The organism is Bremerella sp. P1 (genome assembly GCF_028748185.1).
GTDB lineage: Bacteria > Planctomycetota > Planctomycetia > Pirellulales > Pirellulaceae > Bremerella.
Genome location: NZ_CP118164.1, coordinates 3,262,460 through 3,277,040, shown reverse-complemented (window position 1 = coordinate 3,277,040; position 14,581 = coordinate 3,262,460). Strand labels below are relative to the sequence as shown.

Below are 14,581 nucleotides of genomic sequence, written 5' to 3'. Positions count from 1 at the left end.
TCAGCCTGTGACGATACTAATTAGCTGGACCGAAGCGTGTAACTACCAAAGGGGCAAGTTGCAGGTCAAGGCAAGATTGCCCCCAATTCTCATCATTCGCGTCTATTTCTTCGACGCAGTGGCCAAGCGGCCTGTCGACTCCTCTTCCAGAAGACGCACCTTCACCGTCTCTTTACGTTCACCCAAGTTGATAGCAAGCGTGATCTGGTGCACACCGGGTTGCCAATCCGCTTCCAGTTCTTTAGCCGTCGGGATAGGCTTGCCGTCGAGCCACACCGATAGTCCTTCCGGTCCCTCGAAAGCAAACCGGAACTTACCACCGCTAGCGACTTCGATGTCCGTTTGCAGATAAGCGAACTGCGGCTGGTTACGATGTGGGTGATACACGGGAAGCTCCGCCACAGGCACTCCGCCGTCGACCTGGCTGAAGATGGGCTTCCATACGAACGATGGATGCCCGGCGGCAACCGTATTGTTGCTCGAGCGATTGATCGCTCGATTCGACTCGTTGTTGTACGTCAGCGTCTTCCAGTTACGCAAATACTTCTGACTGCCGATCGAGAACTCTTCTGCTTTACCCAGCTTCGACATAAACGTGGCCAGGTCGACAATCTCTTTCGTTGTCAAAGCATCGATCGAACCATCCGGCATGAGCGAACGTCCCTCGGCACGATCGTCGATTGTCTCTTGAGGGATTTCGATCTCGCGTCCCTCGGCGTCACGCAGGACGAGCAAGTCTTTGTTTTCGCGAACGGGAATCCCCGTCAGCACTTTTCCTTCGTCGGTCAAAATGATCAATGAATGGAAGTTTTCCTTCACCTTCGCACTCGGACGTAGAAGCGACTCGACAATATAGTCAGGCTGAGCACTCGCACCGAGGCTGATCAAGTTCGGTCCGACATTTCCACCAGCTTCGCCAATGGCGTGGCATTTGAAGCAGTTGAGAGCTTCCTTTCGGAAGATCGCTTCCCCAGCATATGGATCCCCTGACTGCATGACCATTTTCGTAATCTCGGCCAGTTCTTCGTCGGACCACTGACGGACCCCTTCAGTCAGACCACCAGATGCTTGAATCGCGGCAACAAGTTCCGGCGCTGCCTGGCTGCTACCTCGTACTGAGCGGAGCGCCAGTTGTGCCTGGTCTCGTGGAAGCTTCTTTTCCTTAAGTGCTTCGGCGAGGCGAACTTGTCCTTGCTTTCGACTGACAAACGGAACAAGTAGCGCGTCGGCCGGAATGGCATTTCCTTCCTTCGCCAGGAGCACGGCGGTTTGATTTGCAGCATTGGGGAGTGCGAACGTCGCCAGGCTTTCCAGGGCTGCCAAACGAACGGCCTGATCGGCAGAGTCCGAATGAATCAAGTCGACCAACAACTTGGCGGTTGGCTGCCCTGGCATTTTCGCCAGCGCCCGAACCGCAGCGACACGTGCCGCTGGCGGCAGTTCTTTCTCACCTGAAGCATAGGAACGCACTAGGTCCTGAGAGGCAACGTTCCAGGCAATCGCTGTATCGAAAGCCAATGCAGCAACTTCTGGCGAGTCTGACGCGTACAGCTTTTCAATCGCTGCGAGGTCGCCTTCCGGCTTCGTCTTGCGGACTTGCATCGCGACGAGGAAGGACTTCAGGATCGGCACGATCTGCGAGTTATCGCCGGCCCGGCTTCCCTCTGGCAGGATCGAAGAAAGCAAGTTACCTAAGAGCTGGGATCCGCCTCGCTGAGCGGCCAATTCGACCAGCCGGCCAGATGTTTCCGCATCTGCTTCTGGCAGCAAGATAATCGCGGCCTCGGCGACTTCCGGATTTGGAATCGCCTCGAAGGCAAACGCCCAGCTTTCAGGATGCGCTTTCGCATCCTGAAGGATCTTCGAGTTCTTATCATTCTTGGCGACCGCTTGCTGCAGATCAGGAATCCAGACTGGAGCGAGATCTTCGACCAGCTGCCAAACGGCGAAGTCCAAGAATCGATCCATCGGCTGACGTGTTGCTTCCAGCCCGACGATCATCGCCTGGGAACTGGGGACCGTAGCCAACGCTCGCACACCTTCCAAACGCACCCGTGGATGCTCGTCACGAACGGCTGCCGTAAACAAGCCAAGGGGATCGGAAACCTCATCGTGCCACTGCGAGGCAACTCGAACAGCGGCCGCACGAATGTTGTGATTGGATGAACTTAAGAGTTCCAACAGGAGTGGCTCGTTGATCTCGTCCAACGCTTGATAAGCCCACAGTCCTTCCAGACGCTGGTGCTCGGTGGATGGATCGTACTTGGCCAGTTTCTGCATCCAGGCAGCAAGCTGCTTGAGAACGTCGGTTCGCGGTCGTTGTTTCAGCTGAAGCTTGGCGTGCGTGCGAATCCACTTCTCTGGGGACTTCAAAGCGGCCAGAAGCTCTTCAATGGAAGCCTCGTGCAGGTTCTGCGGCTTGACCAGAGGGCTTCCCTTCTTGGTCACACGCCAGATACGCCCGTGCACATGGTCGCGGCGTGGGTCACGGAAGTCGACTTCGCCATGTTGAATGATCGGGTTGTACCAGTCGGCGATGTAGATCGCTCCGTCGGGTCCCATCTTAACGTCGACAGGACGAAACGCTCCGTGTGCCGCCTTAATGACATCCTCGGCTTGGCGGCTGGCATAGCCGGAACCGTCTTCTTCCAGCACAAATCGGCACACCCGATGAGCGCGGAAGTCATTGGTAATCGCACTGGTCTGCCAGTCTTCCGGCAAATGCGATCCGCCGACCAACTCCAATCCGCAATGCTTGGGGCTACCGGGATTCAAACCTTGCAGGAGTCGTCGCGAATCTTTAGCCGTGACAAACACGGCACCAGGAAAGGTGTAGTTGATACCTTCACCATAGGCACCATCGGTTGCGAAATGCGCACCATAGTTGTTGAAGTGGTGTCCCCAGGTGTTCACAAAACCGCGGCAGAAGACATCCAGTTCCATCGTTTCGGGTCGGAACTGCCAGATGCCGCCGGCGTTCAGTCGCCGCACACCGTGTGGCGTTTCGATGTGACTATGAATGTAAATCGACTGGTTGAAGTACATCATCCCGTCGTAGCCCCAGCGAAGCGTGTGCAGGATGTGGTGCGTATCTTCCGTTCCAAAGCCGGACAACACAACGCGTTTCTGATCCGCCTTGCCGTCGCCGTCGGTATCTTTCATGTGCAACAGTTCGGTGCTGTTGGCCACGTAAACGCCACCATCGCCTGGCAGCACGCCGGTGGGAATCAACATCCCATCTGCAAAGACAGTCGACTTGTCGGCGGCACCGTCGCCGTCGGTATCTTCCAGCATCAGGATCTTGTCATCCGCGACCTGGCCAGGCTCGATCTGGGGATAGACGGAACTCGATGCAACCCACAAGCGGCCTTGGGCGTCGAAGTTGATTTGAATCGGGCTGGCGATCATCGGTTCGGAAGCGAACAGATTCACTTCGAATCCTTCGGCCACCGTGAACGAACGCTGTTCTGCGGCCGGATCGGTATCGGGGATGACCTTTAGATCACGCTGAGCAAACAAGGCTGCCGGAGCGATCAACAGCAGCAGCAAGGCAAGGGCAGGGCGGTTCATAGGAACGGATATCTCAATAGGTAGGATAGATGGATACAGAATAAGGCGAGGAGGTTAGTCGGCCGTCTTTTCAAACGTCACATCGAACGCGTCCGGCTGTTTCAACTCGAAGATCTTCTTGTCCTGCTCTTCGATCAGTGGATCGAATTGAGGAATCTCAACCGCGTTATTTCCCTGTTCATGCTTACGGAACAGGTAGAGGTACGTTTCGTTCTGCGGTCGAAAACGATCGAAGAAAAGCTGGTTCTTGCGGAGTATCGCCTGACGAAGCTGTTCGGTTTTGGCATACAGAGCCGTAGCAGGAATATCGACCCCGCGTCCCCACTGTTCTGTGGTGGCAGAAACTTCAGGTGCGTCCCCAGGCCCTTTCAGCACGCTCTTGCCTGGCTGGAAGAATTGGATCGCACACTGGATAGATTGAGGGGCTTCTTTACCAGGGGCCGATGCATACGGCAGTGGAACAAGCACTTTATCCTGAGGTTTCAAGGGATTGGCCGCAACGGCCTTGAGCGGCAATTCACTGGTCCAAGGGGCCAAGCTCGCCACCATCTTGGGAGCAAGATACCAGTACCCGAATTCCGTCAGATGCATGCCATTGTCGGTCAGATGCTCTGGCTCGTCTTTACCCGACGGTTGATACTTAGCGAATGATGCGTTCATGCCCATCGTGCTGTGACCACGATCGTAAGCTAATTCCTCGATCGCTTTCCCGTACAACTCCACATTCGCGTTGTACGCTTCGGGATTGGGAAGAGGAGGTCCCAGGTTTTCCATTGGCAATGGCTTGATCATTACGATCCGCTGGGTCCGCTTCTCCAGTTCGTCCAGCAATTTCGCATAGTTTGCTTTGAACTCTTCCAAGCCTTCCTTACCACGAAATGCTTCGTTGGTTCCGTAGCCAACATAGATGACGGTTGGGTCGACTAGGTCCAGCGACTTGGTCAGGTGGGACCAGGCTTCTTGCTGATTACCAAAGCGTGCCCGAGAAATGGCCGTGACCGTATCACCACTCCAGCCAAGGTTTCGCACGCTGAAATTGGTTTCCGGCAGGGCCAGATTCAGGGCCAACTCGAAATATCCGTACTGCTGTTCTCGTTCGATGAAAGTGCCGCCCACAAGGGCAATGCGATCACCGTCACGAATGTCAGCCTTAATTTCGCTCTTGCCGCCGCCAAACTGAGCGAAGCAATCAGCACAAATCAGTACCGACATAACAATCCCTACGTAGCAGGGAATAAGCCGAGAAGTCCAAGGGCTACCAGTCACAGGCAATGCTCCAGATTCGAGCGGATGAAGGGTGGTTTGAGGAAGGTTAGGTAGGTCCTACTAGTTTAGCTCGCAGAAATTAAAACTTCCACCTAGGCGCAATCGGCCTTTGTTTTGCAGAAAACTTGGGGTGCAATTGGCTAGATTCCACCCAATTTCGTACATTCCTGTTAAAATAGCCGATTGCCTCTGGCTGCCTTGGGGGAGCCCTTGTCCAATTCCCCTCCCGCGCTTTGGGTCAGCCAGTCGAAATCGTCACGTTTCGGAGCCCCACATGCTGTTGAGTTCCTGCCCTCGTTGTCATGACTCCATTCGCATTCCCGCCATGGCGAAGGAGATGTCGGTTATTCGCTGCCCACGTTGCAGTGAAGAGTTCCCCCTGAGCGAAATCCTTTCGAGCTTGCCGCCGGAAGCCGAAATCGTTTCCGGGCCTGGCTCCGAAGTCACTATCGCGGTCCCGACGGGTCTTGCCGATACGACCGAATACAACCTGACCGGTGAGCCCAGCGAACCGAAGACCGATTTTCAGATTAAGGATTCGGGTCCGCTTTCCAGCAGCCCGCCCATGGCGAAGATCGACTCGTCGCGTCCCTCTCGCAAACCCAAGAAAGCGGAACCCAACGTTTTCCTTGAATTCGCCAAGATCATCGTTGGTGGTGTCGCCGGTTTGGCGATCGCCGTGATGATGATCATGTGGTTCGGTCACCAGGATGTCTTCAAGATCGTTCCGCACCTTCCGCCTCAAGCGTACTTCCTCGTCCCCGAGGAATTGAGAACGCCTGAGATGCGGACGTTGGCATCAGAAGGCGGCACGCCAGATGAAACCAACCCTGAAGTTGAAGTCCCCGTTGAATCGATTCCAACCGAAGAGATCATCGAAGAAGGACCTGTTGAGGAAACAACGAATACCGATAACCAGGTATCGAGCAACAAGCCCGTTGATGCTTCGGAAGAAAGCCCTTTAGCAGCGGCCTTTCAGCAACAGGTGAATGCTGCGAAACAAACGGCTTCCCAGAAGAAGCCGAAACCCAAACCAGCAGGACGCAAGGTCAATGGGGAAATGCCGGTGAGCGAACCGATCATCGCGGAAGAGCCGATGGACAAGCCATCGCAGCCAGCCACCGAGCCCGAAGTAGCCGAAACGTCAACGGAAGAAACCAAAGCGGATCCAACGGAACCAACACCGATCGCTCCGATGCTGGTCGAAATGATCACCGAAGCATCGGAAGAACTCGGGCCAATCGGTGCCGAGATTCCTCCCCCCAAGCAGCATGGCGAGGCTGAGACTGCTAGTGAGGGTAATGTCGACCTAGCTCCGGTCGATGATGGCGATAAGTAGACGCGAACTTGGGTGGCTTCACGCTTTGTGGTTGCGATTGCCCAAGTGCCGTCAAGATTTGCTCAACGGCGGCGGATAAGTCATCCACAATGTTCGTGACCAGGGCCGCTCCGGTCGCTTCCGATTCGCGAATCAGTTCTTCTTCCGTCTTCTTACCGTACCCAGTTCGTACCAGGATACCGCGAGCGCCCGCGTTGACGGCGGCTCGCAGGTCGGATCGCTTGTCTCCCACCACGTAGGCTTGGCTGAGGTAGACGTTTTCCTGAGCCGCTGCTGCACTCAGCATCCCAATACGAGGCTTGCGGCACTCGCAATCGACCGCGTATTTTTTCACGATCGCATCAGGATGATGCGGGCAGTAGTAGTACGCATTGACGGAAGCCCCATGGTCGGCCAGCAGCTTATCCATGTAGTTGTGCACGTCTTGGACATCGTCCTCAGTGTAGTACCCCCGAGCGATACCTGACTGGTTGGTGACAACAATCACCGGAATACCCACCTGATTAAGGCGTGCAATCGCCTCGGCGGCTCCGGGGATAATTCGCAGCTGATGAGGCGAACCGAGGTATTTCACCTCTTCATTAATCGTGCCATCGCGGTCCAGGAAGACGGCCGGTCGGCCAGGTCCAGTCCAGATTTTCGTGTCTATCGCCATGCCAGCAGTTCCATACTAGAACTCAAAGAGACCTAATCGAGGGGTCGTTGTAGTATTTTCGTCGACCAATCCCAAGACCAATCTTCACCGTTAATTCAAGCCGAAACCTACGCCTGGGTCCCCAGTTGGGGTACATATCAGATAGAATGCTATATTTCAGCTAAGATTTGACACAAGCAAAGCTTTCCGCAGAAAAGGCTCTAAGGACTGATGACGCAGGAAATTACGGCACGCTTGATTGACCAGAACCTGAAGACTTCCTCGTCGGAAACGGATCTGACGGACACTTCATGGCGAGATGCTTATTCCGACCGTGATCTCGGATGGCTTCAATTCAATAGCCGCGTCCTGCACGAGGCGCTCGACGACCGCAACCCGGGCCTCGAGCGAATCAAGTTTCTGGCCATTTTCACGTCGAACCTGGACGAGTTCTTCATGAAGCGGATTGGCCTTTTGCGTACCCGCAGTCAGGCCGAACGGCTCAAGAACAAAGTCATTGGCCCGGTGCCGGTTCAACAGCGTCTGCAGGAGATGCGTCAGGTCATCATTCCCATGCTGAAGAAGCGAGCCAAGTGTTTCCGCAAGGAACTCAAGCCGCTGCTCGCCGAGCACAACATCCATCTCTTGGATTGGGACCAACTCACCGATTCGCAGCGCGAGAAAGCACACCTCTTTTTCAATCGCAATGTTTACCCGGCACTCACTCCGTTGGCACTCGATCCTGGGCACCCATTCCCCTATATGTCGAACCTATCGACATCGCTAGGTTTCGTCCTGCGAGTACCAGACTCGGAAGAGAACTTGTTTGCCCGGGTCAAGGTTCCCAACATCCTGCCGCAATGGATTCAACTCGACTCCGATATGGATGACGCGCGGTCGTACATTCGCCTGGCCGATCTCATTCATTACAACGCCGAGAAATTATTCCCCGGCATGACAATCATCGACTCGACGCTGTTCCGGATTACGCGAAACTCTGAGGTCGAAATCGAAGACGATGACGAGTCGGAAAGCATCCGTACGATCGTTGCTGAAGAACTGCGTCAACGAAAATTTGAGCCTGTCGTTCGCCTCGAACTTTCCGAAGACCCGAACCCATGGGTGCGCTCGCTATTGATGCACCAGTTCGATCTCTCTGAAGATGACGTCTACGAGGTGCCTGGCGAGTTGGATTATGCCGGCATGTGGCCTTTGGCGTCGCTCGACATTAAAGAGCTTCGCGACGAACCCTGGAACCCGATCGTTCCAGCAGACCTTGCTGGTGAAGAAGCCGACATTTTCTCGGTCATCAAGTCAGGCGACTTCCTGGTGCATCATCCTTACGAAAGCTTTGATGCCAGTGTCGAGCAGTTTATTCGTGCGGCAGCGAACGACCCAAAAGTGATCGCGATCAAGATGACGGTATACCGTGTCGGTGACGATACGCCGTTTGTCCGCAGCTTGATCCGTGCCGCCGAGACTGGCAAGCAAGTTGCCTGTTTGATCGAACTCAAGGCTCGTTTCGACGAAGAACGCAACCTGCACTGGGCCAAGGAACTCGAGAAGATCGGGGCCCATGTCGTGTATGGTGTGCTTGGCCTGAAGACTCACACGAAAATTGCGCTGGTCGTTCGGCAAGAATCGGACGGCATCCGCTGCTATGCCCACATCGGTACTGGTAACTACCACGTAAAAACGGCCCGGCTCTATACCGACCTGGGACTATTCACTTGCGACCCGATGTTGACGACCGACGTGGTGAATTTATTCCATGCCCTGACAGGGCGTTCTCGGGAACCCAGTTTTCAAAAGCTGCTGGTCGCGCCAACCAACATGCGTGAACAGTTTTTGGAAAAGACACGCCGCGAGATTGAAAACAAAAAAGCAGGCAAGCCAGCCATGATCATCTTCAAGGTCAACCAGTTGGAAGACCCTGAGATGTGCCAGGGCATCATCGCCGCGTCCCAGGCAGGCGTTCAAGTCGAATGCATCGTGCGTGGGTTCTCTTGCCTCCGAGCCGGGGTACCAGGACTCACGGAAAACGTAACCGTGCGTAGTATCATCGGACGATTTCTCGAGCACTCGCGTATCTTCTACTTCGCCAATGGATCGGACGATCCACTCGATGGCGAGTACTACATCGGTTCGGCCGACTGGATGCAGCGGAACCTAAGCAACCGAGTCGAAGCGTGCACACCGCTTGAATTACGTGCCCACAAGGAACGGCTGTGGGAGATCCTGGATGTGTTGATGAAGGACCGTCGCCAGGCATGGGTTATGAATCCCGAGGGCGATTACGAGCAGTTGGTGCCGTCCGACGACGACAGCGACATCTCGAGGCTTGGCTCGCATCGTACGATGATGCTTCTCACTCAACAGCGCCTCAAAGAACGTATTAAATAGTTCTTATCTCCGCTGCTGAACCAATTTTCACCTTGGTCGTACATCGACATGTGTGAATGATTTCGAAAGTTTGTTTTTCCCCAGGAGAGTCACCCTTCGCAACAGGAGTACGATCGATGACTGCACTTCGTGGTTTTCTCCCCATTCTATTCGTCGCTGTTTGCCTGTTTTCTACTTCGATTAGTGCCCAAGAACGCGTTGCTACCGCCCCCCAAGACTTCACCCCTCAGTGGAGTGCCAAGCAACTGGAGCTAACGCCTGATGAGCAGCGAAACATCTATGTTTACGAGCAAGGCAACCGTGCCGTCGTCCATATCACGACGCGAAGTGTCCAGATCGACAACTTTTTTCTGATGGAGCGCCCTGCGGAAGGCTCCGGAAGCGGAAGTGTGCTCGACAAGCAAGGGCTCATCCTGACCAACTATCACGTGATCGAAGGAGCTCGCGAGATTCGCGTCACACTTTTTGATGGCGAAAGCTACGCCGCGGCACTCGTCGGCCAGGACCCAGTAAACGACATCGCTGTATTAAAAATCGATGCCCCGGAAGAAGTACTTCATCCAGTTCAGTTCGGTGATTCTTCGCGTCTAAGAGTCGGCCAGAAGGTTTATGCGATCGGTAATCCGTTCGGACTGGAACGAACGATGACCATTGGTATTATCTCGAGCCTTAACCGCGTGTTGCCATCGCGTAGCGGCCGCACGATGAAGTCGATCATTCAGATCGATGCGGCTCTGAATCGCGGAAACTCAGGCGGCCCATTATTTGATAGCAGTGGTCATCTGATCGGCATGAACACAGCGATCGCATCAAGCACTGGCGAAAATACAGGCGTCGGTTTCGCAATTCCGGTAGCAGCAATTCAGCGCGTGGTACCTCAGTTGGTAAAGAACGGCCGCGTTATTCGTCCTGACATTGGGATCACCCGCGTTTATCAAACGGACCAAGGACTGACGGTGGCTACGGTTGCCCCTGGTGGTCCCGCCGATCAGGCCGGAATTCGTGGCTTTCGACTCGTCCGTGAACAGGTCCAGCGCGGTCCGTTCGTCTACGAGCAAACCCGCCTCGATCGCAGCGAAGCCGACACGATCGTGGGGATCGAAGGTCAGCAAGTTCAGTCAGCCGATGACCTGCTCTCATCCATCGAGAATAAGAAGCCTGGGGAACAGGTTGTCCTGAGTGTCATGCGACAAGGAGAGAAGGTCTCGGTGCCGGTTGAACTTGGCCTGGGTGATTAGGCTTAGTCACCCAGCCGGAATGGTGTGGCGACAACATCCCCGGTTGTTGAATTGTCCTTGATGAACTCGCGCGGCTTACCATCGGCTTGAAGCCAAACGTCCAAGAGGCCGGTCCCTGGTGTCAATTGCACAAGTGTGATCGGCTCCTTGGGGTTTTCGATTTCGTAGGCGTTCACATCCCCTAACCACCGCACCATTAGTTTCTCGCCTGGTTTGGCTTCCTGATTCAAACGCAGTTGAAGGAAAAGGTTTTCTCGCACTTCCACCTTCCAGCCTAGATGACTTTGGCCTTCGTAGTGTCCATCTTGGTAACGGCAAAGCAGCGTCGAGTCGGTCGCTTTTGATCCCAACATAATCGCGGGCGTCGCGAAATCGCGGGAAGCCTTCACGTCGGCAAACCAGGAATCGTAGGCGTTAGTTAATACCTCTACCCTTTCAGGCATTTGCGGCGCCAAGTCATTTTGTTCACCGGGGTCCTTGCTCAAATCAAACAGCTGTATCCCGGTTCGCTGCTTTTCAGGCACATCAGCAAGTTTCTCCTTACCAAAGCTGCCGACATTCATGACCAGCTTGTAGCGTTCACCCACAACCGCCGCATTGTGATAAGGTTCTGGTTCCAGTCCACGATGCACTTGAAAGAAAAGGTTCCGTGGCTCCACTTCCTGTTTGCTGCCACTCAGCTGAGGCCAGAAACTGACGCCGTCAATCTTATTCGGCAAATCAGCCTGGATTCCGGTCGCTTCGATCAATGTCGGCAACCAATCGATGTGAGCGTGACGCGTACTCACCTTGTTGCCACCCTCCAACTTCGCAGGCCACTGCACGAAACAGGGGACGTGAATTCCCCCTTCCAGCACCATCGATTTGCGCCCATTCAGGCCACCGTTGAACCGTTTCTGCTGCGGGCCATTGTCGGTCAGGAAGATGACGATGGTGTTTTCTCGCAGGTTTAACGCATCAAGTGTCTTAATCAGTCGCGCGAAGTTGTCGTCGATGTTTTCAACCATGGCGTAGACCTTGGCAGTTACTTCGTCCTGATCTTGATCAGCGTAGCGTTTCCAGGCTTCTTCCTCCACAATCAGTGGGGTGTGCGGTGCATTGGTTGCGATGTACGCGAAGAAGGGGACATCTCGGCTATCCTGAATGAATTCGATCGCGGCGGCGAAGAACACGTCGGTACAGTACCCCTGGGCCTGAACCGGATGGCCGTTCTTCCACAGCAGGGGGTTGAAATAGTCGTTGGGTTGATCGGGAGCTTGTGTGATTCCGCCTGACTTGTGGACCAGGCTTTCCTGAAAGCCCTGGTCTTGCGGTCGCAGAGGATAGTTATCGCCTAAGTGCCATTTACCAAAGATTCCGGTAACATATCCGGCATCCTGAAACACTTCGGCCAACGTCTTCTCCTCGGTGGTCATTCTGGCTGCTCCGCGTGAGGTATGAATGACACCGGTCCGGTAGAAGTAACGGCCCGTCATCAACGCGGCTCGCGTGGGCGCACAGACAGGGCTGCAATAAAACTGGGTTAGCTGCGTCCCTTCCCGTGCAAATTGATCCAGGTGCGGCGTTCGCAGTACCTGGTTACCATGGATACCGACATCGCCGTAACCTTGATCGTCGGTCATGATCAAAACGACGTTCGGACGATCCGCGCCCCAAGCAGAACCGCCAATAGTTACGACGAGCAGACAGGCCGATATAATCAGGCGAAAAGTCGATGCAGACATATTGAACGAAATATATTGAGAGGAACGAAAGTCGAGCAAACGTCTCCTTATTGTCACCAAGTAGGGAACGGATTTCCATGAAATTCAATCGACTATCGGCCTGATGATGCGACTTCAAACTGCTTTTACATGATGTCCATGGAAGTTACTTACGAAAACAAGCCGGAAGACATCGCCGCCATTCTCTATGGCTTACCCTGGAATGATCGATTTCAGGACTACTGGCGTACCCTCAAGGTCCTGTTGGCTGTATGGCCACTGGCGGTACTCTTTGCCATCTTAAGCGAGTGGTTCTTTCTGGCTTGCCTGTTGGGTATCGTCGGCTTGTGTGCCCTGCTACTAACGATCCTGTATTGGCGTGCCTGGGCCAGCATCGGCAAGAATGCCAAGGTCATTCCTGGCCCACAAACCGTGCGTCTACTGGACGATTACCTGGAAGCGACAACCGAACGCGGTGCCGCACGGCGACGCTGGAACACGGTGCCCAGTGTGCGAAATCTGCCAGACTATATCGCGATCTACGTCCAGAAGTTGCGTGCGTATGTCGTTCCCAAGCGATACTTTTCCTCGCCTGACGAAGCAGATGCATTCGTCGCCCGAGCGGAGTCGCTAAGAACGAGAGCCCTCGAGAACCCATCTCCACTGCTGGCCTGGGAGGCCTTTCGTCAAGGCAACGATCTCGATCAATTCCAGTTGATTGAGCATCTGAAATGGGATGCTTGTCCCGAGCTTTACGCGCGACTGACCGCCATGGGAATTGATACCGATGGGAAGAACACCGTGCCCACGGCCTGGGGGCTGATTAAGCAACTGATTTTGCCAATCATTTTGGCCATGCTGCTGATCGTGCTGCGATATCAAATGGAAATCAATACGGACTTCTTCTACTATTTGGCGCTCACGATGACGTCAATTCTACTGCTGGTCTTCGGACTTCAATGGCACAGCCGCCTTCAATTTCTAAAGGAGCTATCGGTCCAGCAGGAAGGCAGTCGACCAGATGAAGCCTGGTTCTTCGATGAGGGCGTCGCCACCGTTACCGAGGAAGGAATCGGCTTTAGTCGTTGGAGCGTTCTAGATCAGGTAGCCGACGACCGGGAAGCCATCGTAATCTATGACACGATGCCCTTTATCTACCTGGCCATTCCCAAGACAGCACTGCCAGACCCAGAAAAACAATCAGCGCTATTCGAGCGGTTGAAGCAATGTGTCGATATTGCACATGATCGACATGAAGAAATTGTCTTGGCAGAAGTCACAGACAATCCGTTTCAATCCCCAAGTACTTAAGCAGGAAATGAAAGACGCGAAACTTCTTTTCGTTGTTGCTCGATGTCCGGCGTTTCTGGCGAAAGCAACTGTTCGACCAATTGCTGTGCGTCGTCGGCCAGATGGATGATTCGCGATTCCCACATCGGATTGATTAACGTGTTTTGGCTGAACAGTTCATCGCCGAAACTGCCCATCACCGCGTTCGCAATATCTCGATTCAAGTCTGCATTGGCAGGCTCATTCACCAATTGGCTGCCAAAGGCCTCCAGCGCAGTTTCCAGTAACATCGTCCAAGAGGCGTTCTTGTTCGTCGATCCACGTTCGCTACGGATGTCATTGCCGAACTCGCGGACACGAGCCTGATCGTAGCCGAAGCTGTTCACGTCGGTATCGGCGGCAATGTACCCCAACAACATATCGGTCCAGCGCTCCGAACGCCGTCGCAGTCGATTCAACGGCACCATCATGGTTGCCTCTAGGCCTCGTCCATGCAGAAGAAGGTTTAACGCCCGATTCCTGGCTTCCATATGCCCTAGAAAGACACTTCGCGCCACAGGCTCTGCGATGCTCTCTCGCTGAATTCGATCGTGCGCGACGCACACCGAAATCCAGACCCGTGTCAGAATATCGCTAACCAGAATCTCCTCGATTACCGGACGTGCCGCATTCCAGAAACGGGGAAAGTCCATCGCCGAGCCAGACTCGAGAAGCTGCGTGTGGGTCTTCAGGCGAATCCCCCAACGATCAAGACGACACTTGGAGGAAATCCAGAAGTGCTCTAGTGCCGTTGGACTGTGGGTCACGTTTCCTCGTAGATAGGCGGGAGCATGGACGGCGAGGTAGGCAGCAAGTTGGACGTGTTCGCGGGCGTGCATAGAGGAGACGTTCTCGAGGAGGCAGTAGCTGGTCTGTTTCCACAGGCCCGCCAGTGTGCGAGCCTGATCCGAATTCTCGGACGAAACGAGAATTTGCAAAGGGGATGCCATTCGAGACGCAACCGCACACACAAACCACCACAAACCACTGTCTAGACAATACTTACGGCAACAGCGAAACTCATCCGCAATGAGTGCCCGATGCAAAAAGATGTTGCGATACGGAAACATGTTTCCGTATCGCAACAGAGATTCACGCT

At 54.4% G+C, this 14,581-nt stretch carries 9 protein-coding genes; 4 read left to right on the top strand and 5 right to left on the bottom strand.

Features of this window, described 5'->3' with window-relative positions; all coding sequences use genetic code 11:
* Positions 1 to 102: 102 nt before the first annotated feature.
* The gene (locus PSR63_RS13720; protein ID WP_274334026.1) at positions 103 to 3,570 is read right to left on the bottom strand and encodes a PVC-type heme-binding CxxCH protein; all 3,468 of its coding nucleotides are present in this window, start codon (positions 3,568 to 3,570) and stop codon (positions 103 to 105) included.
* 54 nt (positions 3,571 to 3,624) lie between these two features.
* Positions 3,625 to 4,782 (bottom strand): SGNH/GDSL hydrolase family protein, encoded by a 1,158-nt coding sequence (locus PSR63_RS13715; protein WP_274334025.1) that lies wholly within the window; start codon positions 4,780 to 4,782, stop codon positions 3,625 to 3,627.
* Positions 4,783 to 5,110: 328 nt separating this feature from the next.
* On the opposite strand from PSR63_RS13715, the gene PSR63_RS13710 reads away from it, so the two are divergent.
* Positions 5,111 to 6,175 (top strand): hypothetical protein, encoded by a 1,065-nt coding sequence (locus PSR63_RS13710; RefSeq protein WP_274334024.1) that lies wholly within the window; start codon positions 5,111 to 5,113, stop codon positions 6,173 to 6,175.
* Here the strand turns inward: PSR63_RS13710 and gmhB are convergent.
* Entirely contained in the window at positions 6,126 to 6,830 is a 705-nt protein-coding gene (gene gmhB, locus PSR63_RS13705; RefSeq protein WP_274334023.1) for a D-glycero-beta-D-manno-heptose 1,7-bisphosphate 7-phosphatase, read from the bottom strand. The two genes, PSR63_RS13710 and gmhB, sit on opposite strands and share 50 nt — an antisense overlap.
* A 210-nt stretch (positions 6,831 to 7,040) precedes the next feature.
* On the opposite strand from gmhB, the gene ppk1 reads away from it, so the two are divergent.
* The gene (gene ppk1, locus PSR63_RS13700) at positions 7,041 to 9,212 is read left to right on the top strand and encodes a polyphosphate kinase 1 (RefSeq protein WP_274334022.1); all 2,172 of its coding nucleotides are present in this window, start codon (positions 7,041 to 7,043) and stop codon (positions 9,210 to 9,212) included.
* Between the two features lie 116 nt (positions 9,213 to 9,328).
* Positions 9,329 to 10,450, top strand: a complete 1,122-nt coding sequence (locus tag PSR63_RS13695; protein ID WP_274334021.1) for a S1C family serine protease — start codon at positions 9,329 to 9,331, stop codon at positions 10,448 to 10,450.
* Between the two features lie 2 nt (positions 10,451 to 10,452).
* Here PSR63_RS13695 and PSR63_RS13690 read toward each other — a convergent pair whose 3' ends face one another.
* A complete protein-coding gene (locus PSR63_RS13690; protein ID WP_274334020.1) occupies positions 10,453 to 12,174 on the bottom strand; it encodes an arylsulfatase in 1,722 nt (573 codons plus the stop codon).
* Between the two features lie 138 nt (positions 12,175 to 12,312).
* Between PSR63_RS13690 and PSR63_RS13685 the strand changes: the two genes are divergently transcribed.
* Positions 12,313 to 13,464 carry a YcxB family protein gene (locus PSR63_RS13685; RefSeq protein ID WP_274334019.1) on the top strand — a complete coding sequence of 384 codons (1,152 nt, stop codon included), beginning with the start codon at positions 12,313 to 12,315 and terminating at the stop codon, positions 13,462 to 13,464.
* Here PSR63_RS13685 and PSR63_RS13680 read toward each other — a convergent pair.
* Positions 13,461 to 14,552 carry a hypothetical protein gene (locus PSR63_RS13680; protein ID WP_274334018.1) on the bottom strand — a complete coding sequence of 364 codons (1,092 nt, stop codon included), beginning with the start codon at positions 14,550 to 14,552 and terminating at the stop codon, positions 13,461 to 13,463. The genes PSR63_RS13685 and PSR63_RS13680 overlap by 4 nt on opposite strands.
* Positions 14,553 to 14,581: the final 29 nt, after the last annotated feature.